Annotated in this window: 24 protein-coding genes and 1 other annotated feature; of the genes, 18 read left to right on the top strand and 6 right to left on the bottom strand. The window is 40.5% G+C overall.

Annotation, left to right across the window (positions count from 1 at the left end):
* Positions 1-115 precede the first annotated feature (115 nt).
* The 3 genes from MKY14_RS05935 (at position 116) to MKY14_RS05945 (ending at position 2888) form a co-directional block, all read left to right on the top strand.
* Positions 116-1105 (top strand): ABC transporter substrate-binding protein, encoded by a 990-nt coding sequence (locus MKY14_RS05935; RefSeq protein ID WP_076141218.1) that lies wholly within the window; start codon positions 116-118, stop codon positions 1103-1105.
* A gap of 68 nt (positions 1106-1173) precedes the next feature.
* Positions 1174-1767 carry a chloramphenicol phosphotransferase CPT family protein gene (locus MKY14_RS05940; protein ID WP_076276526.1) on the top strand — a complete coding sequence of 198 codons (594 nt, stop codon included), beginning with the start codon at positions 1174-1176 and terminating at the stop codon, positions 1765-1767.
* Between the two features lie 110 nt (positions 1768-1877).
* A complete protein-coding gene (locus tag MKY14_RS05945; RefSeq protein ID WP_076190365.1) occupies positions 1878-2888 on the top strand; it encodes a helix-turn-helix transcriptional regulator in 1011 nt (336 codons plus the stop codon).
* A gap of 99 nt (positions 2889-2987) precedes the next feature.
* Here the strand turns inward: MKY14_RS05945 and MKY14_RS05950 are convergent, their stop codons facing one another.
* Positions 2988-4070: a GntR family transcriptional regulator gene (locus MKY14_RS05950; protein ID WP_076125610.1), complete on the bottom strand. Its 1083-nt coding sequence runs from the start codon at positions 4068-4070 to the stop codon at positions 2988-2990.
* A 307-nt stretch (positions 4071-4377) separates the two neighbouring features.
* On the opposite strand from MKY14_RS05950, the gene MKY14_RS05955 reads away from it, so the two are divergent.
* The 3 genes from MKY14_RS05955 to araA are packed head-to-tail and all read left to right on the top strand — an operon-like array spanning position 4378 to position 8154.
* On the top strand, positions 4378-5985 hold the full coding sequence (locus MKY14_RS05955) for a xylulokinase (protein ID WP_076190364.1): 1608 nt from the start codon (positions 4378-4380) through the stop codon (positions 5983-5985).
* Between the two features lie 16 nt (positions 5986-6001).
* Complete coding sequence (locus MKY14_RS05960; RefSeq protein ID WP_036677359.1) at positions 6002-6697, top strand: L-ribulose-5-phosphate 4-epimerase; 696 nt, start codon at positions 6002-6004, stop codon at positions 6695-6697.
* A 32-nt stretch (positions 6698-6729) separates the two neighbouring features.
* Positions 6730-8154: an L-arabinose isomerase gene (gene araA / locus MKY14_RS05965; RefSeq protein ID WP_038571054.1), complete on the top strand. Its 1425-nt coding sequence runs from the start codon at positions 6730-6732 to the stop codon at positions 8152-8154.
* 83 nt (positions 8155-8237) lie between these two features.
* Here araA and MKY14_RS05970 read toward each other — a convergent pair whose 3' ends face one another.
* Both MKY14_RS05970 and MKY14_RS05975 read right to left on the bottom strand, forming a co-directional pair.
* Positions 8238-9380 (bottom strand): glycosyl hydrolase family 8, encoded by a 1143-nt coding sequence (locus MKY14_RS05970; protein WP_076307805.1) that lies wholly within the window; start codon positions 9378-9380, stop codon positions 8238-8240.
* 49 nt (positions 9381-9429) lie between these two features.
* On the bottom strand, positions 9430-10404 hold the full coding sequence (locus MKY14_RS05975; RefSeq protein ID WP_076307806.1) for a glycoside hydrolase family 43 protein: 975 nt from the start codon (positions 10402-10404) through the stop codon (positions 9430-9432).
* 327 nt (positions 10405-10731) lie between these two features.
* On the opposite strand from MKY14_RS05975, the gene MKY14_RS05980 reads away from it, so the two are divergent.
* Positions 10732-11631 carry a glycerophosphodiester phosphodiesterase gene (locus MKY14_RS05980; RefSeq protein WP_052097044.1) on the top strand — a complete coding sequence of 300 codons (900 nt, stop codon included), beginning with the start codon at positions 10732-10734 and terminating at the stop codon, positions 11629-11631.
* A 123-nt stretch (positions 11632-11754) separates the two neighbouring features.
* Here MKY14_RS05980 and MKY14_RS05985 read toward each other — a convergent pair whose 3' ends face one another.
* Entirely contained in the window at positions 11755-12240 is a 486-nt protein-coding gene (locus tag MKY14_RS05985; protein WP_076278476.1) for a nucleoside deaminase, read from the bottom strand.
* 151 nt (positions 12241-12391) lie between these two features.
* On the opposite strand from MKY14_RS05985, the gene MKY14_RS05990 reads away from it, so the two are divergent.
* From MKY14_RS05990 to MKY14_RS06010, 5 genes are all read left to right on the top strand, one after another.
* Positions 12392-12841, top strand: coding sequence for an OsmC family protein (locus MKY14_RS05990; protein ID WP_038571065.1), 450 nt, complete (start codon positions 12392-12394; stop codon positions 12839-12841).
* 37 nt (positions 12842-12878) lie between these two features.
* Positions 12879-13241, top strand: a complete 363-nt coding sequence (locus MKY14_RS05995; RefSeq protein WP_076125599.1) for a hypothetical protein — start codon at positions 12879-12881, stop codon at positions 13239-13241.
* Positions 13222-14169 (top strand): LLM class flavin-dependent oxidoreductase, encoded by a 948-nt coding sequence (locus tag MKY14_RS06000; RefSeq protein WP_076125598.1) that lies wholly within the window; start codon positions 13222-13224, stop codon positions 14167-14169. Before MKY14_RS05995 ends, MKY14_RS06000 begins: the two co-directional genes overlap by 20 nt.
* A gap of 18 nt (positions 14170-14187) precedes the next feature.
* Positions 14188-15213, top strand: a complete 1026-nt coding sequence (locus MKY14_RS06005; protein WP_340975984.1) for an AraC family transcriptional regulator — start codon at positions 14188-14190, stop codon at positions 15211-15213.
* 166 nt (positions 15214-15379) lie between these two features.
* A complete protein-coding gene (locus MKY14_RS06010) occupies positions 15380-16174 on the top strand; it encodes an SDR family NAD(P)-dependent oxidoreductase (RefSeq protein ID WP_076125594.1) in 795 nt (264 codons plus the stop codon).
* Positions 16175-16219: 45 nt separating this feature from the next.
* Here the strand turns inward: MKY14_RS06010 and MKY14_RS06015 are convergent, their stop codons facing one another.
* Positions 16220-19279: an ATP-binding response regulator gene (locus MKY14_RS06015; RefSeq protein ID WP_340975986.1), complete on the bottom strand. Its 3060-nt coding sequence runs from the start codon at positions 19277-19279 to the stop codon at positions 16220-16222.
* Between the two features lie 821 nt (positions 19280-20100).
* Between MKY14_RS06015 and MKY14_RS06020 the strand changes: the two genes are divergently transcribed.
* The 5 genes from MKY14_RS06020 to MKY14_RS06040 all read left to right on the top strand — a co-directional run bounded on the left by MKY14_RS06020 (position 20101) and on the right by MKY14_RS06040 (position 24606).
* Positions 20101-20448, top strand: coding sequence for a VOC family protein (locus tag MKY14_RS06020; RefSeq protein ID WP_076125591.1), 348 nt, complete (start codon positions 20101-20103; stop codon positions 20446-20448).
* A gap of 345 nt (positions 20449-20793) precedes the next feature.
* On the top strand, positions 20794-21357 hold the full coding sequence (locus tag MKY14_RS06025) for a hypothetical protein (protein WP_143763841.1): 564 nt from the start codon (positions 20794-20796) through the stop codon (positions 21355-21357).
* 97 nt (positions 21358-21454) lie between these two features.
* The gene (locus MKY14_RS06030) at positions 21455-22336 is read left to right on the top strand and encodes an aminoglycoside phosphotransferase family protein (protein ID WP_076303742.1); all 882 of its coding nucleotides are present in this window, start codon (positions 21455-21457) and stop codon (positions 22334-22336) included.
* A 602-nt stretch (positions 22337-22938) separates the two neighbouring features.
* The gene (locus MKY14_RS06035) at positions 22939-23388 is read left to right on the top strand and encodes a DUF1569 domain-containing protein (RefSeq protein WP_076280622.1); all 450 of its coding nucleotides are present in this window, start codon (positions 22939-22941) and stop codon (positions 23386-23388) included.
* 120 nt (positions 23389-23508) lie between these two features.
* Positions 23509-23749: a binding site (T-box leader), on the top strand.
* A gap of 47 nt (positions 23750-23796) precedes the next feature.
* Entirely contained in the window at positions 23797-24606 is an 810-nt protein-coding gene (locus tag MKY14_RS06040) for a GNAT family N-acetyltransferase (protein WP_076303741.1), read from the top strand.
* A 47-nt stretch (positions 24607-24653) separates the two neighbouring features.
* On the opposite strand, the gene MKY14_RS06045 is transcribed toward MKY14_RS06040, so the two are convergent.
* Positions 24654-25367, bottom strand: a complete 714-nt coding sequence (locus tag MKY14_RS06045; protein ID WP_076184616.1) for a MerR family DNA-binding transcriptional regulator — start codon at positions 25365-25367, stop codon at positions 24654-24656.
* 157 nt (positions 25368-25524) lie between these two features.
* Between MKY14_RS06045 and MKY14_RS06050 the strand changes: the two genes are divergently transcribed.
* Entirely contained in the window at positions 25525-26406 is an 882-nt protein-coding gene (locus MKY14_RS06050) for an alpha/beta fold hydrolase (RefSeq protein WP_340975987.1), read from the top strand.
* Positions 26407-26657 lie beyond the last annotated feature (251 nt).

Below are 26657 nucleotides of genomic sequence, written 5' to 3' on the forward strand. Positions count from 1 at the left end.
CCGCCAAACCGTTATTCAATCCCTCTGCCGGTAGTTCTGTCCTATCAGCAGAGTGTATGATCGGACTTGCTAGAAGTGAGAATGATTATCAGTAGATTGGAGAGGGTTGGAAAAAATGTTCAGTTTAAAACAGATCTCTTTTGTGGGAATCGCCTTAATCATGATGGTGATGCTGTACGGGTGTGGGAATTCAGGTCAGGAGGCTAAAGTAGAAAATTCTCAACCTGCGGTAAATTCAGAACCCGTCGCTACTAATTCGACCGAAACACGTACCCTCAAGGATGCTAAAGGGGATATTGTAATACCGGTGAACCCGGTTAGAATTGCCGATGTATCCGGCTCAACGGAAGAACTTCTGGTGCTTGGATATAAACCTGTTATTACTGGGAATACAGATATGGCTAATTCATTAGAAATCACTCCTATTCTCAAAAAAGAACTGCCTGATGTAACTCCCGCTGGATGGTTTCAGACGGAAGTCAACTTAGAAGCGATCATTGCAGCAAGCCCTGATTTGATACTGGCAGGACCTACCCAAGAAAAAATCTATGATCAACTAAATATGATTGCTCCAACAGTGAGGGTGCCTTATGGTTTTAACGCTTTTAGAGAGCGATTTGCATTTGTTGCGGAGGTGCTTGATAAGAAAGCGGAAATGGAAACGTGGCTGAAGGCCTATGATCAACGTGCTCTACTACTACATGATCAAATCACTGAGATAACCAAGGAAGAGACGTTTGCGGTAATCGAAGCTACAGAGAAAGAAATACGCATCTATTCCCGCACAGGTATTGCGGATATGATTTTTAATGATCTAGGATTACCCATCGCGCCAGGTACACCGGAGCCAGATCCATGGGGAGGGAAAGTGACAAGTCTAGAAGCACTGTCCACCTTTAATCCAGACCATATCATTTTATTATCCGATAATGACCAGAATGTTCTTGACCAAAGCAAGGTCTGGAGCAATCTGAAAGCTGTAAAATCGAATAATATATATCGTATAACAAGCAGACAAAATTATAATGAGGCTTTCTTTGCTTTAGGAAAAGAAGCATTGTTGGAGCAAATAGCCGAACAAATCAAGGAACATATCAAACAGTAAAGGATAATTTAATCTTTTCTCGAATATTCTCTGAGTTGCAATGATTATTATTTGAAGGGATGATTAAATTGAAGCAAGGGATATTAGTTTTTCTAAATGGAACTTCAAGTTCCGGAAAGACCTCCATATCGACTGAACTGATAAAACAGAAAGAGATTCCTTTTTATCATTTATCAATTGATGATTTTTTTAATAATTACAATGATTTTATTAATAATAAATTTCCAGATGAACCTCCAAGAGAAATAGATCATCAAGTCGTTTCCCAAATATTAGATGATTCCATATTCTCAGTGTACCGCTCGACAATTAAATTGTTAATAGAAATGGGTTTTAATGTAATAGTAGATACCGTAATCGACAATGATAAGAGGTTTAATGTGTTTCTTGAGCAATTTTTCGATCAGCCTACGTTATTTATAGGTGTAATATGCTCGAAAGAAGAACTCATAAGAAGAGAGCAAACAAGAGGAGATAGAAAGATTGGACTAGCAGCTTCACAGTTTAGCAAAGTATATTGCTTTGATGAATATGACCTCGAAGTAAATACGGAAGAGATGAATTCAATAGAATGTGCCGAAAAGATATTAAGTTTTATTAAGTCCAATAAGGAATACTCGGTATTTAAGAAATTAAGTAAAAGAAATGTTAGTGTTTCCTAGATGGCGTATCCAGATAACACCATATTCAAGCGGGTCAAAAAAGAGAGGATCCTTTATAATGATGAGAATGGTTCTCACTATTATGAAAACTTGATCGGAGAGCGGTAGCAATGACTGGAATAGATTTTCATCACAATTTCAATCTTTTTTTCGATGGGCTTGAGCTGCCGCGGCAGAATAGAGATCGTACAGAGCACATGGCACTACATTCGCAAAGGGGAGAAGGGTTCGTTCGTCGATTCGTCCCACGCTTTGATATCAATGTGGTGGTATCCGATTTTACCTTTCGCCAGGATTACAGCGTGCCTCTCGTAACCAAAACAGCAATGGTTGAGCTTAATTATTGTTTGCAAGGGAAAAGAGAAGTCTCTGTTGATGGTGTCCAGTATGAGTTTGTTCCGGGAAGCTGTACGCTACAACTCATGAATGAAGTTGGCTCTCAATTTGAGTTTCAGGGGAATGAATCTTATCTGATGTTAGGCATAGGTATTCCTGTTTCGACTTTTCATCACTTCATGGAAGAAGGCGGGGGTGGGAGATCCGCTGATTTTGACCGCATTCTTGGCCAAGCATCTTTTCGTGTTTTTCAGGAAACGATGCAGCCGTCTACTGCTATCGTGCTTGAGCGAATGCTGGCAGCTCTTCAAAACCGCAGCACCAAAAATCTGGAGATCGAATGTAGTACATTAGAGCTTTTGTCGTTGGGCTTTCAATCGATTCTAACAGAAGGTACTTCTGGGACAACAAAGCTGTCGAAAAGCGACATGACAAAAATTAGTGAAGCCCGGGACATCATGTTGCAACGGATGATAGATCCGCCAAGCCTGTTGGAGCTCTCCCGATTGATTGGAATGAATGATAACAAATTAAAATCAGGCTTTAAAGAAATGTTCGGAACAACTGTATTTGGCTATTTGCGGGATATAAGGTTGGAGAAGGCTCTACACCTATTGCAGCAAGGTAATTTGAACGTTAATGAGACATCCTGTGCTGTAGGTTATTCCAACTCAAGTCACTTCTCAGAGGTGTTTCGGGAGAAATACGGGATTAATCCCGGCAAGCTTGTGAAACAGTTTGCTTCTTCTGTACTGTTGACTTCAAAACACGAATCGAACCTTTAAAGAATACGGAGATAACAGTTGCAAATAACCCACCAGTCACGACTGGTGGGTTATTACATTTACATATGAAGAGAAACGCAAAATCCCTCAGAATTTATTCTATCTCTCGACTACTGTTTCTCCTTCAATTAACACAGGTTGATAATAAGTATTGTTGGGAAGATCCTTTTTTCCTTGTAATTTTTTAATGACCCAATCCGCTGCATCACGGCCCATAGTTTCTTGGGGATGTGTTAAAGTGGTCAGTTTGATGTTCGCATTTTGGGCAATATAGGAGTTGTCCTGGCCAATAATTGATAATTCCTCTGGTATAGAAATGTCTAGCTGTCTGCAAGCATTGACCACTTCCAGACCAACCTCGTCGTTGTAGCAGACAATCGCAGAGAGGGTATCTCTATTTTTATTTAGGAAATCCTTCAAGTTCGTAGCTAAGGTTTGTTTGGTCTCGGTGTTGAACGAAAATATTTGCTCTGGATAAAACCGCAATTTAGCTTCTTCGAGGGCTTTGATATAACCCTTCATTCGATATTTGCCCTGTAAATCATCCATTTTTGCGATAAGTCCAATTTGAGAGTGGCCTTTGGAGATCAATTCTTTCGTTGCCAGATAACTGGACTGCACATCGTCAAGACAAAGGAAGGGGAGCTCTATTTCCTCATAAAAAGCATTAATCATAATGAGTGGAATATCTTGCTCCTTAAACGACAGATAATACGCAATATTGGGATTATACAGATTACTTTTCGTAGGTTCAATAATTAAACCATCTACGCCGTAGGACAACATCATTTCGAGAGCTTTTTTTTCTTGCGCAACATCGTTATTGGTACTAGCCAATAGTAGTGAATAGTTATCCTCATTCATTCGGCTTTCAATCCCCCGGATAATAGAAGGGAAGATGTAGTCAGAGATATAAGTCGTAATTACACCGATCGTCTTCTTATGGGAACTCCCGCCGGTCTTTGTGCGATATTGGTTGCTGACATACGTGCCAGAACCTTTTTCGCTGCGGAGGAATCCTTCGTTGGATAGCTCTAAAATGGCTTTTCTAACAGTCTGTCTGCTAACCTCGTACAAGGACTGCAAGGCAGACTCCGTAGGAATTTGTTCGCCTACATTGTAATCTCCTGAAAGGATCTTGCTTTTTATATCCTCTATAATCACTTGATACTTTGGTTTCATGTAATTCCTCTTTCCATACTTGTTCGCTTTATAATTCGTACATTTCGTTAAGTTGTATGTACAAATTATAGCATGACTACGAATTAAATATAAAGGGGCTCTTTTTTTATGAAAAATGTAAATATTTCGTACCTTTAGATCATCATAAACAAACTAAGTCCGGAGTTAAATTATTATCTTCTCCATATTTGTATGTATATATAACTATTTTATTGACAAATGTACGTACAAAAATTTATACTAAAGCTGTCAATTAAGAAAGCGAATTCTTTTATATTAAAAAAGCGCTGTCAGAGAGGTGACCAACGTGATATCGAATCGATTAAGCATCGAAGAAGCAATCAATAAGGGAGAAACTTCGCTAGGGATTGAATTTGGATCCACGCGTATTAAAGCAGTACTTATTGATCATAGTTTTCAAACGATCGCTTCTGGAAGTTATGAATGGGAAAATCAGTTGAAAGACGGCTTTTGGACGTACAGCCTAGAAGATATTATCAAAGGTCTACAAGATGCTTATCGTGAGATGAAGCAAGAAGTTCAACAAAATTACGGAATCACCCTCCAAACCGTTGGTTCAATCGGGTTTTCTGCAATGATGCATGGATATATGGCTTTTGACGAACAGGATCAATTGCTCGTTCCGTTCCGGACTTGGCGTAATGCAACAACGGGTAAGGCAGCCAAAGAACTGACAGATGTATTTAAATTCAATATTCCTGAACGTTGGAGTATTGCTCATCTTTATCAGGCGATCTTAAACAAAGAAGAACATGTGCCGCAGATTCGGTTTGTTACAACGTTAGCAGGATACATTCATTGGTTATTGACCGGCAACAAAGCACTTGGTGTTGGAGATGCTTCAGGTATGTTCCCGATTGATGAATCCATAGGAAATTATAATGAATCTATGATACAACAGTTTGATGAGCTTATTGCTGGCAAAGGTTATTCGCTGAAGACCAGCGACCTTCTTCCTAAGGTGTATGTTGCCGGTGAGCAAGCAGGTCTATTAACCGAAGCAGGAGCCAAAATTCTGGATCCATCATTGCAATTACAAGCTGGGATTCCGCTTAGTCCTCCAGAAGGGGATGCAGGAACCGGTATGGTTGCTACCAATAGTGTAAGAAAACGTACCGGGAATGTCTCCGTAGGAACCTCTGTTTTTGCCATGATCGTATTGGAAAAAGAGCTTTCCAAGGTTTATCCGGAAATCGATATGGTGACTACGCCAGACGGAAGTCCAGTAGGTATGGTTCATGCTAATAACTGTTCAAGTGACCTTAATGCCTGGCTCGGATTATTCCGTGAATTCTATGAAGCGATGGGGCAAAAAGCCGAAGCTGACAAATTGTACAGCGTACTGCTGAATAAAGCTTTGGAAGCAGACCCAGATGCCGGTGGATTGCTCAGTTACGGTTATTTCTCGGGTGAGAACATTACGGGGTTAGAAGAAGGTCGTCCGTTATTTGTACGTTCGCCTGAGAGCAAATTTAATCTGGCTAACTTTATGCGTACACATTTGTTCAGCGCCTTTGGTGCTTTGAAAATTGGAATGGACATTTTGACGAAAGAAGAGAATGTAGCCATAGATAGTATTTTAGGACACGGCGGTATATTTAAGACTCCGGTTGTTGGCCAAAGAATGATGGCAGCTTCACTGAATGTTCCTGTTTCCGTAATGTCGACAGCTGGAGAAGGCGGCGCATGGGGAATGGCTATTCTTGCCTCCTACATGATGAACAAAAATCAGGAAGAAAGCTTGGAAGACTTCCTCGATCAAAAAGTGTTCAAAGATGTAAAGGGAGAAGAAATTCATCCCGATGCAACCGACATTAAAGGTTTTGAAACCTTTATCGAACGTTATAAAAAAGGTCTGGCGATTGAGCAATCCGCTGTTGATAATTTAGTCTGAAAATGGAGGGACCAAGATGTTAGAACAACTTAAAGAAGAGGTTTTTCAAGCCAATCTGGAATTGCCGAAACATGGACTAATCAAGTATACATGGGGAAATGTGAGTGCAATTGATCGCGAAAGTGGATTATTCGTAATCAAACCTAGTGGTGTAGATTATGAAACAATGAAAGCCAGCGATATGGTAGTTGTTGATCTGGATGGCAATGTGGTTGAAGGGGAGATGAGACCTTCCTCCGATACACCTACTCACGCAGTACTTTATAAACATTACTCCGAAATTGGCGGAATCGTGCATACACATTCCACTTGGGCGACTATCTGGGCACAAGCAGGACTTGACGTTCCTGTAATGGGAACTACGCACGCTGATACATTCTATGGCTCCATTCCTTGTGCGCGTTTCTTGACGCAAGAGGAAATCGATCGGGGTTACGAAGCGGAAACAGGTAATGTAATCATCGAAACCTTTGAACAACGCGGGATAGATATTATGGCGGTTCCCGGTGTTTTGCTTAAAGGCCACGGACCCTTTACTTGGGGGAAAAATGCAAAATCCGCTGTAATGAACAGCGTAGTGTTGGATGAAGTATCGAAAATGAATTTATTTGCTAGAGAGTTGAACCATTTTGCGGAAGAATTGCCACAACGTATTCTAGATAAACATTACTTGCGCAAACATGGGAAAGACGCTTATTACGGTCAAAAATAATCAAACCACAAAATGATGAAAAGAGGATGAATATGTCAACAGCAGTAGCAAAAGAATTTTGGTTTGTCGTAGGTTCACAACATCTTTATGGGGAAGAAGCTTTGGCTGAAGTTAAAGCGCACGCACAAACGATGACAGATGCTTTGAATAAAAGCGGAGTTTTGCCTTACCCACTAGTATTGCAGGATTTGGCTGTCAGCGCAGATAAAATCACCAACATTATGAAAGAAGTTAACTACCGTGACGAAGTTGCCGGTGTCATCACTTGGATGCATACTTTCTCACCTGCAAAAATGTGGATCCGCGGAACAAAAATGCTGCAAAAACCTTTGCTTCATCTAGCTACGCAATATAATGAAAGTATTCCATGGGCAACAATTGATATGGACTTCATGAACTTAAACCAAGCAGCTCATGGTGACCGTGAATATGGTTTTATTAACGCCCGTTTGAACAAACAAAACAAAGTGGTTGTAGGCTATTGGGAACGCCCTGAAGTTCAAAAGCAAATTGCAGAATGGATGGACGTAGCCGTTGCGTATAACGAAAGCTTCAATATCAAAGTTGCTCGTTTTGGTGACAACATGCGTAACGTTGGTGTAACTGAAGGAGATAAAGTTGAAGCCCAAATTCAATTTGGCTGGACGGTAGACTACTTTGGTATTGGTGACCTGGTTCAAGTCATTAATGAAGTTAAAGAAGAGGAAATCGATGGTTTGTTTGCTGAATATGCAGAGCTGTATGAATTCGACTATGGCACTAACAGCAAAGAAGCTTGGGAAGCTAGCGTAAGAGTTCAAGCAAGCTATGAAATTGCTATCAAACGTTTCCTTGATCAAGGTGGCTACAATGCCTTCACCTCAAACTTCGAAGATTTACATGGAATGAAACAACTTCCAGGACTTGCTGTTCAACGTTTGATGGCACAAGGATATGGTTTTGCTGGAGAAGGAGACTGGAAAACTGCAGCTCTCGACCGCTTGCTTAAAGTGATGAGCCATAACCAATCGACTGGCTTTATGGAAGATTACACTTATGAATTGACAGTTGGACAAGAATCTATTCTTCAATCCCATATGCTTGAAGTAGATCCAACTTTGGCAAGCAACAAACCAAAAATCATCGTGTCTCCACTAGGTATTGGTGGTAAAGACGATCCAGCCCGTTTAGTATTTGACGGCAAAGCAGGAGACGGTGTAGTGGTTTCCATGGCTGACTTCGGTACGCATTACAAACTTTTGATCAATGAAGTGACTGCTTTTGAACCAACTGTTCCAGCTCCAAACCTTCCAGTAGCTCGTGTGCTTTGGAATGTTAAACCAAACTTCCAAGACGGAGTTAAAGCTTGGATCGAAAATGGTGGCGGTCACCACACTGTTGTTTCATTAACTCTTACAACAGACCAAATTATTGCTTACGCAAAACTTGTGAACTTGGAGTATGTAGTAATTAAATAATAGCAAAGCTTTATTACGATTAATAGGACTCCATTCCTCGACCTTTTCGAGGAATGGAGTCCTATTGTTTTGTTCGATATACTTCAATAAATGCGATAGTTTCCACTTAGGGCTAGTAAACTAAAGAAGTACAGACAGTTATCATAATAACGACGTTGTCCAGTTCGCAAAGGTGTATCCCAAAACAAACGGACAAAATGCTCTGCCTCCGGGCCATCCGAAGCAAGCGAAGCCATGGCATTAGTCGCCAAAAGGCCTACCGGATGCAGCGCCGGTTCGTCGAATGCCTGTCCCTCAATGGTATACCGCTTGTAATTGGAAACTTCGATATTCCTAAAAAAAGCTTGAATCCGGTTACATTGATCGACCTGCCAGCTGTCCTTTTGGAACCATGCCCAGTCCAGACCGATATTAGCCGCAACCCGGTAAGCATCACTGAAAAAATGGCTGAAATCACCATGAGGCTGGGGTTCTGCCGGGGTGCCATTAAAATTGGCATATTCGGGAGCGAGACCAGTTATAGGATTACATGTAGTGTGTAGATATGAGCGGCTGGCTTCCGCCGCTTCTCGCCAAAAAATGTGGTCACCTGCATCAGCCCACAAAGCGAACAAATCATAGAAATGGGGGAGATGGTAAGATGGATCACTGAAGGTGGATTCCGGTACGAATTTAATCAGTTTCGTTTCCGCGTCCCACATTGAGTCACCAGCGCCTGTTTCAGTTTTATGTACACAGGCACGCAATATTATTCGAGCCTGCTCGGAATAATTATAAGGTTCCGGACCGTTCCCCCAACGTTTTGAGGCAAAAAACAAAGCCATGGCGAAAAACTCTTCCCCGTCCGGTGCGGGTCCTTGAGAAATTCTTGTACCGTCAGGCTTGCAGTGCCAAGCAAAGTAATCGGCATAACGGCCTTCTTTGTGCTGCATAAACGTCTTAGAGAAGTTCCATAAACGATCAAACTCATCTTTTTTATTCATTTGAACAGCCATCATCATCCCGTAGGACATTCCTTCAGACCTAACATCCAGATTACCTGTATCCAGAATATAGCTTTTATCCTCGTCCAGCGGATAGTAAATTCGTACGTTCGGATCTCCGTAAAACAAATCACTCCAAGTTTCTTCGAGTTTAGCGTTGATTTCATCTTCAGAAAAGCCGAGCTCCTTAAATAAATTGCGATATTTCCCCGTATAAAAAGCACCTTGTTGTGTTATTGGCATGATATTTCCCCTCCTATGCACTACAGCATGCACTCCATTTCAATAAAAACTAAGGATGGATGGTTTGAATGGTGCCATCATCGTTGTATTTCAGCTCCGTATATTTTACAGAACGCTTGTTGTCAGCACCACCAGATAAAGAACTATCATGATAAAATAAATACCATTTCTCTTTAAACTGAACAATAGAATGGTGTGTTGTCCAGCCCAGGACGGGTGTAAGTATTTTTCCTTGATATACAAAAGGCCCAAGCGGATCTTTACTGATAGCGTATACAATATTATGGGTAGTACCCGTGGAATAAGAAAGATAATAATAACCGTTATATTTATGAATCCAAGGACCTTCAAAATATCTTCTCTCTTCATCTCCAGCAAGAATCGGATTTCCGTTCGTATCGACGATGGATATTTCTCTAGGCTCACCTTCAAAGCTCAGCATGTCCTCGCTCAGCTCCGCTACGATAGGTCCTAGAGCAGGTGCCGTTTTAGCCGGTCCCTCTGCATCCGCAACAAATGAGCCGGTTTGCCATTTTTCAAGTTGACCGCCCCAAAGACCCCCAAAGTATATATATGATTTGCCATTATCATCAACGAAAACAGCGGGATCAATGCTATAACTGCCGGGAATGTAGTTCGGTTCAGGTGTAAAGGGTCCCGAAGGTGACGCTGAGGTTGCAACCCCGATTCGGAAAATATCGTCATGGTCTCGGGCTGGGAAAAACAAATAGTAGGTATTGTTTTTGTATGCTGCATCCGGAGCCCACATTTGCTGTTTAGCCCATGGGACATCCTTCACATGAAGCACTTCACCGTGGTCGATACAAGGGGAGCCATCTCCATCAATAGACAGAACATGGTAATCCTCCATATTATATTGGTCACCGTTGTCATTAGAGATCATATCGTGATCCAGGTCATGAGAGGGATAAATATAAATCTTGCCTTCAAATACATGAGCAGAAGGATCCGCAGTATAAATATGAGTTACGAGAGGTTCATTAGGTTGCACTGGCTTTGTCAAGTCATTTCCTCCTATAAAGTTAATCGCTTACAAAGTTAATGGTATAAGAACTTTAGGACTCTGTATATATAGCAACTATAGTTTATACCCCACAAAGTTTAGATGTTGCTTTCTTGACCTTGCAGACCCTTTCCCATTTATGCTGCCTCACAATATTTTCTCTAGATAATCTGGTACAATAGAAATCTCCAAACTTTGACCTTACAAATACGATGAGGTGAGATTAACATAAGGGAATATAAATCATAATTTTACACAAGAATGAATGTTAGAGCGAAAGACACCAAGTATTCTACATTATATTTTTAAAAAGATGAGGTCAGCTTAATGCAAAAAATTCAAAATTCCAGAATCTACTTTATAGGTATACATGTGCTTTTATTAATCTTATTGTTCACCTCTTTGTATGCTTATTCCCCCTGGATTCGCATTAAAGTAAAGGAAATTATCATGCCTGCGGATAAAGTATATACCATCGCTCACCGTGGTGCTTCAGGATATGCTCCTGAGAATACAATACCTGCATTCGAGCTAGCCATTGATATGAAGACCGATTATATCGAGTTAGACATTCAGTTAACAAAAGATCATGTTCCTGTTGTTATTCACGATGGGACCGTAAACCGTACCACGAATGCTAAAGGGTATGTAAAGGATTTTACTTTAGAGCAGATCTCAAAATTAGACGCGGGTTCATGGTTTAATGAACAATATCCCATGTTCGCTAGAGATAAATATGTAGATTTACGTATTCCGACACTAAAAGAGGTATTTGAAAGGTTCGGAAAAGAAGTGGACTATATGATTGAGATTAAAGATCCCACGTCGAATTCGAACATCGAGGCATTGTTAAACGAAGAAATTTTAAATTATGATCTGTCGGCTCATGTTGCTATTCATTCATTTAGTGAAGCGAGTTTACGTAGATTCCATTCCATAAATCCAGCAGTCCCTCTTTATCAAATTGTATGGTATGATTTCCCTGTTTATAAAATATCAGAATCCTATGTGAATAGATTAAAAACTTATGCGGTAGGCATAAGTCCTAACTTTCAAAAAATAAATGCGGCATATGTCGCGCAGGCAAAAAATTCAGGGCTAAAGGTGTTTCCATATACTGTGAATTATCAAGTGAATATGGATAAAGCCGTAATTTGGGGTGTAGATGGTGTACATACAAATTTCCCTGACCGCTTTAGCGAAGTAATTAAGAATAATAAAAGGTAAAGGGATGTGAAATCACCCTTTTCTGGACATAAATAAAGCTGTCGAGACTTTCTCGACAGCCTAAGAACCTTTATACAAAGGTTCTTTTTTTACGGAAAAATCAATTATTTTTGTTTCGTCATACTAATGAAGTCTTTTCTCGTGAAATTGTAGATGAAGCTCCCGTACTTGTTCTGCAAGATCAGGTACAGGACCATCTACGAACGCATCGTGAATAACCTCTTGAATACTTAAATTACGGACGGGTGATGCTGCAATTCCCATATCATTTAACCACGCCGATAATTGCTTCGAGGAACTGGCATATACAATTCGTCCTAAATGAACCCACCCGTGTGCCGCTGCACACATAGGGCAATGTTCTCCGGAGGTATACACTGTTGCCTGCTTACGTTCTTCCAGTGTCATATTCTGAGCTGCCCAGCGGGCTAAAGCGAATTCGGGATGCTGAGTATGGTCACCGCTACCTACATGGTTGCGGTCTTCCGCCAGCACTTCGTCACTTGCTGATACAAGGACGGAACCAAAGGGTTCGTCCCCAGCTTCGAGTGCAAATTGGGCAAGTTCAATACAACGCTTAAGATGTTTGATATCCGTGTCGTTTATCATGATGGTAGAACCTCCTGAATTTTAATTTATAGATAAGTTTCATGAATAGTAGGCCTGAGCCTGTTTGTTCACCACATTCTTCTATGTTAGCATGTAAAGTATTCGATGAAAAATATAGCATGCAATATCAAGCTAGGGAGGATATATAAAAATGAAGCACCCATTTATATTGAACGCCGTATGGAACGGTGGCCGTAACAGTGACGGAACTATTGAAGCTGGACAGCTTAAGACTCAAATTTCCATTCCGAAGGAAATGGGAGGACCCGGAGTAGGAACGAATCCGGATGAGATGCTTTTGGGAGCAGCAGCAACCTGTTATCTCATTACACTTGCAGCAATGCTGGAGCGGGCAGGGCTTACGACTTCAGAGCTGACGTTAACCTCAGAGGCGACGGTCGATGTAACGAATAACATTTTTACATATGAAGCCATCAAACATTCACCCCTAATCACCCTTACCAAAGATGCGTCACAGGACGATATCGATAAAACCATCCGAATTGCCCATAAAGCAGAAGGCTCCTGCATGATCTCCAGAGCCGTTGCAGGAAACGTAGAAATCACGACAGAGCCAACGGTGCTGACTGCAAGCCTATAAAATTGAGTCCTAGGTAATCAGAGAGGAGACGTTAACTTTGAACGTTGAGTTATATAAGGATTTGATCAAGGATGAGCGCGGAAATTATTACGTGGTTGTACAAAAAGAGGGCAACGAGCTGACTTTGGTAAACGCAATGCTAGAGCGGTCTTACCAAGAGGTGTGGGAATTTAATGAAGCTTTCAAAAAGAAGTACGCGGAATACGAGCATCAGTTCATCGGCAAAATGATTATGGACAAGCTGCGGCACGATGTTGTTTTTGCCTCCAAAGAAGACGGCCATGGCCGAATGTATGATCTGGCCGCGGTTGCAGTTGATTACAAGCTTATTTTTATCGATATGATCGAATTTTACCGAAACCCTCGAGTAGGACTTAACCATGACAACAACATCCATTAAGCTTAGTGTATTAGATCTCGTACCTGTTTTTAATACGGTGGATGCTAGTACCGCATTGGGACAAGCAGTGAAGCTGGCTCAGACAGCAGAAAGACTGGGATATACTCGTTATTGGGTTGCTGAACATCATGATATGCCAGGATTAGCATGTACCTCTACGGAGGTGCTTTTATCGCATATTGGAGCGAAAACAGCACACATTCGCCTTGGCTCAGGCGCTTTATTGCTGCCACATTATAAGCCGCTAAAGGTGGTGGAAGCATTTCATTTGTTGGCCAGTTTGTACCCGGGACGCATCGACCTTGGATTAGGCAGAGCTCCCGGCGGTACGGCTGAAGTAAGTTTAGCACTGAGTGGCAATTTTCTCGAAAATGTTTGGAAAATGCCAGAACTCCTTAAAGGAGTCACTGAATTATTGCAGGGTAACTATTCCTATGAAGGACGTTCAATAACCGCCCGTCCGGTCCCTCCCGTATCTCCAGAGCTATGGCTGCTGGGTACAAACAAGAAAAGCGCGGCATATGCTGCCGAGTTTGGAGCAGGTTATGTGTTTGGCCAGTTCATGAGCGATGTAGCAGGGGAGGAGGTTTTGCAGGCTTACCGTGAAACCTTTACTCCTTCTTCACTTTCTCCTGAACCGCAGGCCATGGTTGCTGTTGGCGTCATTTGCGCCGAGACTGAGGAAGAGGCAGAGCGATTGGCCTCATCTGGTACGACATTATTCCAACAAGAAGGTTCTGCCGAAACGAAGTCTGAGCCCTTGGAACGCAAGCTGCTGGTAGGTACTCCGGAAAGTGTTAAAGGTAAGTTGGAACGGTTATCTCTTTTGTATGGAGTTAATGAATTCATTATCGTTACCATGATTCCAGATTATGAGAAACGGTTACATTCGTTCGAGCTGCTTGCCCAAGCGTGCTGGAGTTCTTAATAAAGGAGGTCCATATGTATGAAGTCTCATACCTCTGATCAAATTAAAATCCCACCAGGATTTTGGGCTGGATTAAGTCAATTAGGAATAACTGCACAAGATGTAGCCAGCAAAGCAAATTTTCCACTTAGCCAGATCACAGAGTCAGAAGTCACCACCGCCCAATATTTCGCAGTCTGGCAGGCATATTCCGATCTCATTGGGGATACAGCCGAAGGAATCATTAAGCTTGCAACCGTCTTTGAAACTACACAATATCCGCCTACGGTCTTAGCAACATACCATGCTAAGGACTATCGCGATGCTCTTAAGCGAATGGTACGATACAAACAAATGTGCCCTCCTGAAAGCTTGCGTTTTACCGAAGAAGGCGAGCTATGTACAATCGAATTGGAATGGCAGCATCCCGGGCATTTTGGTCCACCGCTGCTACTAGGCCTCACTTTGGCATTTCTTCTAGAGCTTGGGCGGCGAGGCACAGGTCTACCTTTGACAGCACAGCTTGTCGAGTTTTCACAGCCTATAGGAAATGTAAAGATTCTTGAAGCTTATTTCGGCTGCCGAATTCAGATAGGTGCTCAATATAATCGTTTGACGTTGCGTCGAAATGATTTGGATCGGCCTTTTATCTCGTACAACGAAGAGCTGCTGGAGATTCTGACTCCCGTTTTGGACCGGACGCTTGCTGAACAGAAGGGCACTCGCTCTATAACCGAGAGGGTCAAATGGATCATGAAACGCAGCTTCAGCGGAGGACGCCCTGACATTCATGCTGTTGCGAAGGCATTAAGTATGAGTGACCGTACGTTGCAACGCAGGCTTACTGAAGAAAACACAAGCTTCAAGCAATTGCTGACACAAGCTAGACGTGAGCAAGCACGAGAGTATCTGGCAGATCCATCGCTTGATATTAAAGAAGTGGCTTTCTTGATTGGATATGAAGACCAGAACTCGTTCTACCGTGCCTTCCGTCTTTGGGAAGGTGATACTCCTTCAAATTGGCGTACTGAACATTTAGGTTTAAACTCGATACCCTCTTCATAAAGACAGTATTTTCAGAGATTTATCATTGGCGTGTTAAACAAGAACTTTGGCGCAATCCGCTAGTTACTGAACAACCCCGGTACGATAATATAATCCTAGCCGGCACACAGGACTGTTCTTGAAATGACAACTACTCAGCACGCCGTGATAAAAGGAGAAATGTAATATGGATATGGGATTAAATAATAAAACAGCTTTAATTACAGGATCAACAAAAGGTATTGGCAAAGCAATCGCCTTTGAACTTGCTAAAGAAGGAGTTAATGTACTAATTAATGGACGGAATTATGATCAGGTAGAACAAACTGTAAATGAAATAAAGTCAAATTTCCCGGCTACCTCTCCACAAAATGCTACAGCGGATATTGTGAATATTGAACAAAGAGAAGCCTTATTCGAAAAATACCCTAATATAGATATTTTAGTTAATAATATGGGTATCTATGAAATTATGAAATATGAGGACGTTGACGACGAAATATTCGAAAAATACTTCCGTACTAATGTCCTTGCTGCGAATGGATTAACAAAATTCTATTTACCTAAAATGTTACAAAAAGATTATGGCCGCATTCTCTTTATTGCTAGTGAAGAAGCCATTATGCCTTCAGGCCAAATGCCTCAATATGCAATGACCAAATCAATGTTATTATCATTGTCAAAAAGCTTATCTAAGTTAACGATAGGAACTGAAGTTACAGTCAATACAATCATGCCAGGACCAACACTTTCTGAAAATGTGCATCAAATTATCGATGGGATATACTCCAATGAAGATATGACTTTTTCAGAAAAAGAAAGAAAATTCATGACTACAAATCTTCCTCAATCTGAAATACAACGATTTATTAAACCTTTTGAAATAGGCAGACTAGCAGCATTTGTATGCAGTCCTTATGCCTCTGCATTTAAAGGTTCTCCAATTCGCATGGATGGGGGAATGGTGCCGACTATTTTTTAAGCTTACTCTAAAAGGATAGAGATAACGATACAAAAAAGCCACTCCTTATGGAGCGGCTTTTTTGCTTGAAAAGTTATCACTGTCCTCTGGTATAACAAAGGATACCAAGGTGCCTTCTCCAGGCTTACTCTGGATCGAGAGACCTTGACCATATAATTGACTTAACCTCCGATGGGTGTTGGCCAGCCCGATGCCACCTTTGCCTTCCATCATTGGCTTCAGCAGTAAAGAGAGGGTCCCGGAATCCATACCTTGCCCATTATCCTCCACCTCAATCTTTACAGCGTTGTGCAGACGGATAATACGTATTTCAACAGTCCCACCCTGTTGGCGCTTAAGTATACCGTGCTTAACAGCATTTTCTACCAACGGTTGGATGGATAGAGGAGGAATTAGGATGTCAATATTCGGATCTACCTTCCAGACAACAGATATCCTTTCTGCAAATCGAGTCTGTTCAATATACAGATAAGATTCTACCAATTCCAGTTCATGGGAGAGGTTCACGAGCTCTCCGATATTTAAAAAGTCAAAACTGATTCTTAAAAAAGAAGTAAACGCACCAATGAGCTCCTGCATTTTTTTAGTATCCAAATCACTGAGTGCGGCAATAGAGTTCAATGTATTGAATAAAAAATGCGGTTGTATCTGTGCTTGTAGATAGGCTGCTTCTATCCGCACCCGTTCATTGAAGGATAGCTTCATCGCAGTTAAAGCCCGAATACGGTATTTAAGCTCCACTGCATCTACAGGTTTTGTGACATAATCATTGGCACCGGACAAAAATCCAGTATAAATATCCTCAGGCTGACTACGGGCAGTAAGCAGTAGAATCGGGAGCTCATATAAGGAGTAACGAGTACGAACCTTCTGTGTTAATTCGTATCCCGACATCTGTGGCATCATAACATCGCCAATAAGTAAGTCCCAGTTCCTTTTATCCAACAATTCCAATGCTTCATGGGCTGAGTTCACGGTAGTTATGATATAAGGTTCGGTTTCAAGAATACCCTTTAGTACATTCAGATTGACAGGATCATCATCTACCACCAGAATATTTACCTTCATCTCTGTAAAAAGCGGCGGAATTTTTTCAGAGTGATTACTTGGCTGATGTTCGGAAATTCCCCACTCAGTCATCTGTCTATGAATCTCATCTGCCATATACGAAACTGTAGGTTCCGTCTGTTTTATTATCTGTTCGCTGTAAGAATCGGCAAGAGAGAGTGTGAAACTAAAAGTTGAACCTTTACCAAGCTCTGATTGAATGCTTAGGCTGCTTCCATGCAGTTCTACCAGCTGCCGGCATATGCTTAATCCCAGCCCAATTCCACGCCCGTCATTTATTCCGTGAGGGCCTTGCTCATAGGGTAGAAATATCCGTGCCATAGTCTCTTCAGTCATGCCTACTCCGGTATCTGTCACATAGATAAGAACCTGTCCGTCCTGTTCCTCAGCCTTAACAGTTACAAGTCCTGCTTCGGTGTATTTGAGCGCGTTGTGCACCAGATTTAATAAAACCTGCACCAGTCTTTTCTCGTCCGCACGAACTGGCGGCATAGCTTCCGGGATATCCATAGATAGCTGGACTGGCTTACCTTCAATCATATATTGAAGCATACTAATCACACCGGGAACTACCGATTGAACCGAAATAGGTTCCTGTTGTAAAATAACACGATGCTCCTGAAGACGGACCACATCCAGTAGATCACCAAGCATATGAGACATACGGCGGCTGATTGTAATCAGCAGTTCCATATCTTGACGGCTACTTTCGTAAAGTCTGTCCTTTTCTTTTGTGACAATATTTTGCGCGATATTCATGATTCCGTGAAGCGGTGTACGCAGCTCATGTGAGGTATTAGCGAGAAACTGGTCCTTAAGTTTGTCTGCTTTTTTCAGCTGCTCATTTAGTTCCATGTTCTCTTTAGCATTTTGAAAATACTTTTTAAACCAATAAGCTGAGAAGCCCACGATGGCTGCGATAATATCCAAAGGATAATAGACAATTGAATAGTGTCCGTTACTATCCCACAAATTCCATAACAAATTAGAAACGATCGCCGCACCTGATAACAGCAGAAAAACAACATCTTTATCATCTTGCTTTTTGAACAATAAGCGCCCTAAGCTATAGAGCAACCAAATGAAGGGAATATACTGGAACACTTGAATGATTCCCAAATGAATGGATGTGCTGACTAAATAAGCAGGGACAATAAATATAAACAAGGTATAAAGGAAAAGACACCATGTGTAAGCACGTAACCACTTGTTGACTTTGGTACCTGAGGTGAATTTCCTGAAAACAAGCAGAATAAAAAGGTTTTGCCATAAGAAGGCGATCAAACGGATTTTTAAGGACCAAGTATAATTAATCGGCAGTAATGAAAGCACTAAGTTGTCATTTCGAGCTAAAAGGATTACAGCTACAGATAAGGTCATTAATCCTACAAGAAACAGAGCACGTTCTTTAGGATTAAATAAGTACAGAATGCAGGCATAAAGCCCATGCAGTAGTAAGATAATTGCTGTAAGCATTTGAAATCCGACAGTGTAAAAGTATGTCCGGTCAATGAGTTCCTGAGAGCCAAAGAAAATAGGGCCTTTTATACCGCCCTTATAGGGGTGATCAAAGTTAGCTACGTGAATAAATACATCTATCACTGTGGTGTTTTTTGAAAAATAAGCTGCTGTATATGAGGTGGTTTTGGGTACATATGTATCGGCATCAAGAGCTATTACCCCATTATTGAGAATAGGAGTGCCGTTAATCTCCACACTGGAAGCGGAATAAATTTGTTTGATCCAGAAAGAGACAGGTTGCTGAAGCGGGTCTACCAAAATTCGCAAACGATACGTACCATAACCATAAGAAGAATTCTGATCGCTTCCCATAACATGGCTCCAATTTCCAGGAACTTGAAGCGAGTGGGATAGCTTTGGTAGAGTAGAAGTCTTCGAAGAAACGAATTGCGAAGGATAGAAGCTCCATTCACCATCCAGCCTGAATAAGTTAGCCTGCTCCAGATCCTGGCCGCGTAAATCCAGTACCCCATTGTTAATCACAGGTACAGTGTTGGAAACCTTAAATACACTCAACCAAATGCAGCGTAGGCCAAAGAGAATGCTTATAAAAAGTAGAATGATAGCTAATTTGTTTAGGATAGTTTTATTTTTCATGAGAACATTATAGCAAATAATTCTAATCTAGAATCTAAAATGAAGATTATTTACATAAGAAGGAGAAGTAATGAGCAACGGACACTGCGTGGGGCTAAGAGGAATGTTCTCCACATGGAAGATGCATGATGTATCTCCTTGAACATTTGCGTACTCGAATACACGAACACATGAATACACGAACACTCCAATACTTGATTGGTGCTTCTCTGTTGGGCGTCTGGATTACCGAATGTGCTATTTGGCTGCTGGTTTGGCGTTTGTGTTACCTAATTTGTGACTATGCTGCTGGTTTGGCGTCTGTGATACCGGATGTGCGACTATGCTGCTTGTTGTGCGTATTGTATTCCCACACGCTCTCTTCACCATGAGCGATCGGACTCAGATGCAGCTATTCGGCTGAATTTTGACTTTTAAGAAGTGTTTCGGACCCCAGAGGCGTTATTTGTTCCAAACATGCGCGATATGAGGGCTTTTCGAGCCAATAGCGACTATAGAGTCCGATAGGTTCTCAAATGAGCCGAATTATGGTTAATAGCGACTATAGGGTCCGATACACTTCACTCCTGCTTCCAATATCATTTTTCATAAGCTTGGCTCCTCGTTTATTGGTGAATGTGATTTTGAATACCCCGTTAGAACTAACCTTCGGTGTAATGAGTGGAGGTTAACGGTGGATTCTCCTTAATCCTAAAGGGTATATTATTAGAAAATTCAATGCAGACAGGAGTGTAGATACGATGATTAAAGGTTTCGGAGGAATATTCTGGAGAACTAAGAATCTTGAAGCTACAAAAAAGTGGTACAGTGAGGTGTTGAAGCTTGACATAGAGAATTGGAATGGGACTGTGATAAAACCTCAAGTGGGAAATGAGACCATCTTTTCTTTCTTTACCGAGGATGACAGTTATTTTCCAATAGAACAACAAGTGATGTTGAATTTCCAAGTTCATGATCTAAACGAAACGATTAAGCATTTTGAACAGATTGGTGTACCTCTTGCAAAGAAAATAGAGATTAGTGAATTTGGAAAGTTTATTTGGATTGAAGATCCAGAAGGTCGACTGATCGAGCTTTGGGAGAAGTAAGGAGTTGCAGATTATTGCTATTGAGCTAACAGGTGCGTTTTTTTATAAAAGCTCAGTTCAATATCTAATTGTAAATGTATTAGGGAATAAAGTTGTCAAATCCGTGGGGAATATTTCTTCAAAGCTTTCAGCTCCCAGGAAGAACTTTAACTTCTATATTCTGAGGTGCGGCGCTTGCGCTGCATCCACGGTCAACGAAATACTATTGTCAACCCAAATAGGGAGCATACCGTCGAGGTGTACTCCCTATTTCATTGAAGGAATTGGAAAATTAGTGCAACATTTCACCTATAACTTATGTCAATAAAGAAGTTATGTAATAAAATCATAAGAGTAGGTGGTAAATTGAAACTTCGTTTAATCACGTTAATATGTTTATTCACATTCGCATTCTTTATTGCAAATGGACAAGATGCTAAAGCTTTATCCTGTGTCGAGTTAGGAAGTCCCCAAGAAGCCCTAGAGGTCTACGGTGGAGCAATTTACGGTGAAGTAAAACAAATAAAGGTCGATTTGAAACAAGAAGGATTTACGGGGCCAAAAGAGAAAATCAGATATATATTAGTGGATGTTGAACGAAGTTGGAAAACTGAAGTTGACTCTCAAATTATTGTGAGAATAGACTACACTTGGGGTTTTGATTTCAAGGAAGGTAATAAATACTTAATATACATTAGCGAAGTGGATGGCGAATCAAGCAGTAGTCCATGCAGTTCAACAATTGAAATGAATAACCTTAACCAAGCAACAGAACTATTCGGTGAAGGACTTCGACCCAAACAGCAAGTACACCTAGAATATAAGATGTGGTTAATGTTTGAGCAGGATATTGATTTGTATATTGTAATTGCAATAGGACTAGTAGTGATTTCGGTCATTTACCTGAGAGCAAGAAGGAAAAAGGGCTAAGTGTAATTTTATTACACAATGGTTAGGATAGTTCAATAAAATTAAGAATAAGATAGCTGAACTAATTACTATTCATTCATAACATGTGAGGTGCGAGTTGAACTTAGTAGAAACAATCATAAAAAGATTTAACCTTAATGTATTAAGTATAGATAATGTTCCTGAGTCCTTTAGTTCACAAGTATACAAGCTGAATCTTACTAATGGAGAAACGGTGTATGCGAAGATCCCTTATAACAGGGATAAAGTATATCGCGAATATCGTATGCTTGAACTGTTGAGGGAGGTATTACCGGTTCCAAAGGTGTTAGACTTCTGGAGTGGGGATGACTTAATTTCTGGTGCATTACTTTTATCTGAGATTAAAGGTATACCATGTACAGGTGCTATTGACGATGAATTAGCATTTCAAATTGGGGTACTTCACGCAAAGCTGCATGAAGTTAAAATGCCGGGATATGGTGTGGAAGGATTAGACGGTTTTCAATTTTTTAATCAGAACAATTGGAGACTTTATATAAGAAATAGCTTTGAAAAATTTATAGAACCTTGCAAGCAAGTCCTTGAGAGAGGACTTTTCGAAAAATGTATTAATTACTTTGAGGGTGCTTTCTCAGTTTTACCTCCTCCTGATGGCCCATGTGTTGTTCATATGGATTTTCGACAAGGTAATATACTAACAAATAATAATATGGTTGTTGGAATTATTGATTTTGAGAGTGCACGGAGTGGATCCTCTGAAATTGATTTCACAAAAATTAACCGATATGTTTGGGAAGTGAATCCTCAAAGTAGAATTTCGTATAAAGAGGGATATTCAACAATTCGTCCTCTAATGGATTTGGAAACAATACTACCCTTTTATGATTTTTACGATGCTTTTGGTGCTGTTGTCTGGTGTAAAAATAGAGGGATTGAAAAGAATAGGGCGTTCCTAAAGGAAAGTATTTCTGTATTGCAGAAATCCGTAGGTTGTTGAACTGACGGACACGTTAGTTTGCGAAGGATATTCCTTGTTTTACGGAGGAGATGATAATCTGAAACTAATTATTGAATGGCTAAACCGCGATCGAATACGTCGATGTGAAGCCTGTAACACTGAGCTTAATATTTATTCATATTTCTCCGATGAATCGCAGATTTTGTACTGTGTTGTATGCAATAAGTATTATATTAGGGCGGACAAAAGCTCTCCCATATTTAAGTATGAAGTTTCCGAGGGGCTTTTAAAGATATGGGAAATGGACCCTTATCATAGTTATTATACAGGGATTCCAATTAGTGAAGCATACGAGCCGAAGTGGATTAAATTTCTCCGTAGTATATTAAGCTAAAGGGAAACAATAGTTCAATAACAGTTTAAGACGAGGAGCTACCTCCATGATGGATAGCTTTATTACATTAAAGAACATGATAGTGAATAAAGGATAGAATAATGGAAATGGCGAATATTTGATCGGCAGTATACTGTAAAATTATTATGATGCAATCATGAATACAATAGCTTATCGTGATATATGGATCATCAGACCTAATAATGAAAAAATCGAAAACCCAAAAAACGCAATGGGAAGTGTGTTTATGGAAAGTATATATAACAATTTACATACAGCGGAGATACTGTGCCGTATCGAGAATTTAAGTCCTAATTCAAACCCACAGTGGGGAAAAATGAATGTTTCTCAAATGTTGGCTCACTGTTCAGCATTTCAAGACATCGCAAATGGAAACTCCTTTCCTCCTAGAAGTTGGCTAGGAATATTAATAGGAGGGTTTGTGAAATCTATTTTTTACAATGACAAGCCAGTACCACATAATATGTCAACAATTCCGACCATACTTATTTTAGATGATAGAGATTTTGGAAAAGAAAAAGAAATACTGAAACAAAAAATTATAACTTTTCAAAGTAACGGTCCGGAGAATTGTTCATCCCATCCACATCCTTTTTTCGGAAAATTCACTCCGGAGCAATGGGGTAAAGGGATTTATAAACATCTAGACCATCATTTAAGACAATTTGGTGTTTAGTCTTTTTTCGCAGTGAATAATAATTGTTTAACGGAGACGAGCACTCATAATCGCCAACTCACATATTTTTTATTGACATAAAATCCCTATTACTTTATATTGTATCTAATTATATTGCAATCAAATGCGACGAAGAGGACATGTAAATCCGGATATGTCGATCAGAGAACTGCCGGTTGGTGCGAGGCAGAGGACACCCGAATCGAACAATCGCCTCAGAGCTGGCTCCCGAAATCATAGTAGGCGGGCCCGGGATTCTGCCGTTACAAAGAAGCATCGTTGTTGGACGATGGCAGCAGAGAGGGTGTATTCATAAATACACCAATCAGGGTGGTAACGCGGAATCTACTCCGTCCCTAATGGGACGGAGTTTTTTGCGTTCTTATAAATAAATAAGGAGGAGTAACAATGTTTCAAAAAATCAATGTCTCCGATCGAATACTTAGCCAGGATATGTTTATTGCTGATGAGGTTCAATACAACCTGATTCACCTTATTTGCGAGTCGAAGAGTTCTACTTGCTTAAAAGATTCTGATGAAACAATGATTTATGCCCAGTCAACGGGACATAACGCATGGCTTTGGAGTTCTAAGGATATTGTCGAGGATAAGAAGGCCTTTCTCTACGAAGAACTTATAGAATTTCTTAAAGAGACTACATTACCGGGAGTATCTGGAGAACAAAAAACAACAGAACGTTTTGCACAGCTGTATTCTCAGGCAAATCATCTTCAATATGAGTCCACGATGACTATAGAATCTTATTTCTGTACAGATCCAAAGAAACCTTTGAACGTAAAAGGTACAATGCAACAAGCAACGAGAAAAAACCTGGCCATTGTAGCAGAGTTTTTGGCGGGTTTCTCAGAGGGGGCTTATGGGGTTAGGGTGAACCCAGAAGCTAAAATTCTAGATGCCAAGAGGATGATTGAGACAGGGGACTTGTATATATGGTTTGTAGACGATAAACCTGTATCGATGGCGTACATTGCACATAGGTCGGCAAGATATTCCAGATTAAATGCGGTATACACACCACCGTCTTGCCGGAAAAAGGGTTATGCAAGTGCACTAGTAGCAGAGTTATGTTCCGTTCTTTTATCGGAGGATTTAGTGCCCATGCTTTATGCTGATTTAAAGAATCCTGACTCGAATAAGGTTTATCGAAATATTGGTTTTGTGGAAAGCGGGAAGATTGTTGACATCAAGTTCAAATAGGCACAAAAGGGCTACCGCAAGGTAGTCCTTTTTCTATGATCAATATGTTACTCGGCATTACTTTTATACAATTTCACATAGTTTGTAAGTTCAGCTATCGCGAAAAATTGCTTCATTAATTGAGAATTCAATTTTTGTAAGGCAAGCTGAAAGGATATCTCCACTTTTTTGTAGTTATGTGTTTCTATTTCATTCAAAAGCTGTTTCATATTCTCGATATAATAAACAGTTTTCCTTAAACTGCTGATAAGAATAATTTTTCTTAATTCCGTTAAAGTGAAGACTCTGTAGCCATTATCTTTGTTCCTATTCGAAGAGATTAGCCCTTCTTGTTCCCAATGCCGAATAGCTGATGGATTAACTCCTGCCATTTGTGCAACTTCACCAATCGTCATTGAATCTGATACAGTTAAATCTTTGTATTTAGATAAATCAACATCCCGAAACATGCGTAAGACTTCCTCTAACCTTTCTTTTTCCACTTGGGTATTATGTTGCTCTTGATTGATTGCCCAAAGAGCAGACTCCATCTGCTGGCCTTTAATCTTCCTCATCACATCGTACACAACCGGAATTTCATATCCCTGCAATAATGACCGAATGGTAATAAAAGCTTGCACATGGATGGAAGTGTAACATCTGCGGTTGCTGGCGGTCCTTGGTACATCTGGAATTAAACCTTGATCTTCGTATCTCCTTAAAGTAGTGGTACTCACATTTAATTGCTTAGCTATCAGTGTAGGTGTATATATCTCTTCCATAAACATCATCACCCCAAAACATTAAAGTTGAACATTCAAGTACTACAACAATATTAAATCGAATTTAGGTAGATATATCAAGGGAGGTAGAGGGATAAACCGAAAGATTGCATGAATGTTATATGATACTTTTATAGAACATAAAGGAGTGAGTTCATTGAAAAAGATAATACAATTAGCAAATCAATCAGAAATAGAAGTAGGTATGGCAGGACTTCCAGATTGCCCAACCCTCATGTTACCCATCGCTAAAAAATCTGTGTACAATCAGGAAGCAGAAAACTTAAAGCTGTGGGGAGTAGATCCCGAATTAGGCAAACATTTTGTTGAAGGACTTGCGGATACGTTTCAAGTGCTTTATTTCGATTATGAAGGTCATCTATTTCAATATCCAGAGGAAAATCTAACAGCAGATCATATTGTGAAGGATCTTCTCCACATTGCGGATGAAATGAATGTTACAAGCTTTAGTTACTACGGTTATTCCTGGCTTGCGTTGATTGGATTGCAAATGGCTATAAGAACAGATCGCTTGGAGAGTTTGGTAATGGGAGGTTTTCCACCCTATAATGGCCCCTATCAAGAAATGAGGGTTGTAACCCATAAAACACATACACAAGCTTTGAGTAACCAAAATGAACCTGTGGAAAGCCCAGCAGGACCGGAGAGTCCAAACGAAATGGATTGGGACAATATAAAGGTTACCATAGATACCCGTGTTACAGCACAATTTGTCACTCTATATCAGAGCCTCACAGCCTTTGATGATCGCAGTATTCAACATTTGCTTAGTCTCCCTAAACTAGCTTTTGCAGGTGGAAATGATACGATCGTTTACGGTGAAAATTTCGGGAACGTTACCGTTGACATCGTCGGGTTGTTAAAAAGAAATAAGGAGACGCTGGCTGATTTAGGTTGGGATGTTGAAATCCTTACGGGAGCCCAGATGGACCATACAAAAGCTATGCAACCAGCAGTAGTCTTACCACTGATTAAGCCTTGGTTTATGAACGTGTTACTAAAAAATACTGGATTGTAATTGTGGCAGATACAAAAATCCAGTGAATAAGGTATCCCAAAAGAACAATACTTTTTAGGGTAAAATCTTTAATTTGAAGAGATTAAATAGTAAACGATCTATGATAAGATTCCATATGTAATCGCTTACATTAATATATATGGAAGGAAGTGGTGTTGCGAATCTGCCCCACAAGGAATTGCTTCGACTACTAGAAATACAGACAAGCAGTATGTAGGTATGTAGTGACAAAAAATTTCAGGAGGTAGATT

The organism is Paenibacillus sp. FSL R5-0887 (genome assembly GCF_038002305.1).
Classification (GTDB): domain Bacteria; phylum Bacillota; class Bacilli; order Paenibacillales; family Paenibacillaceae; genus Paenibacillus_AQ; species Paenibacillus_AQ odorifer.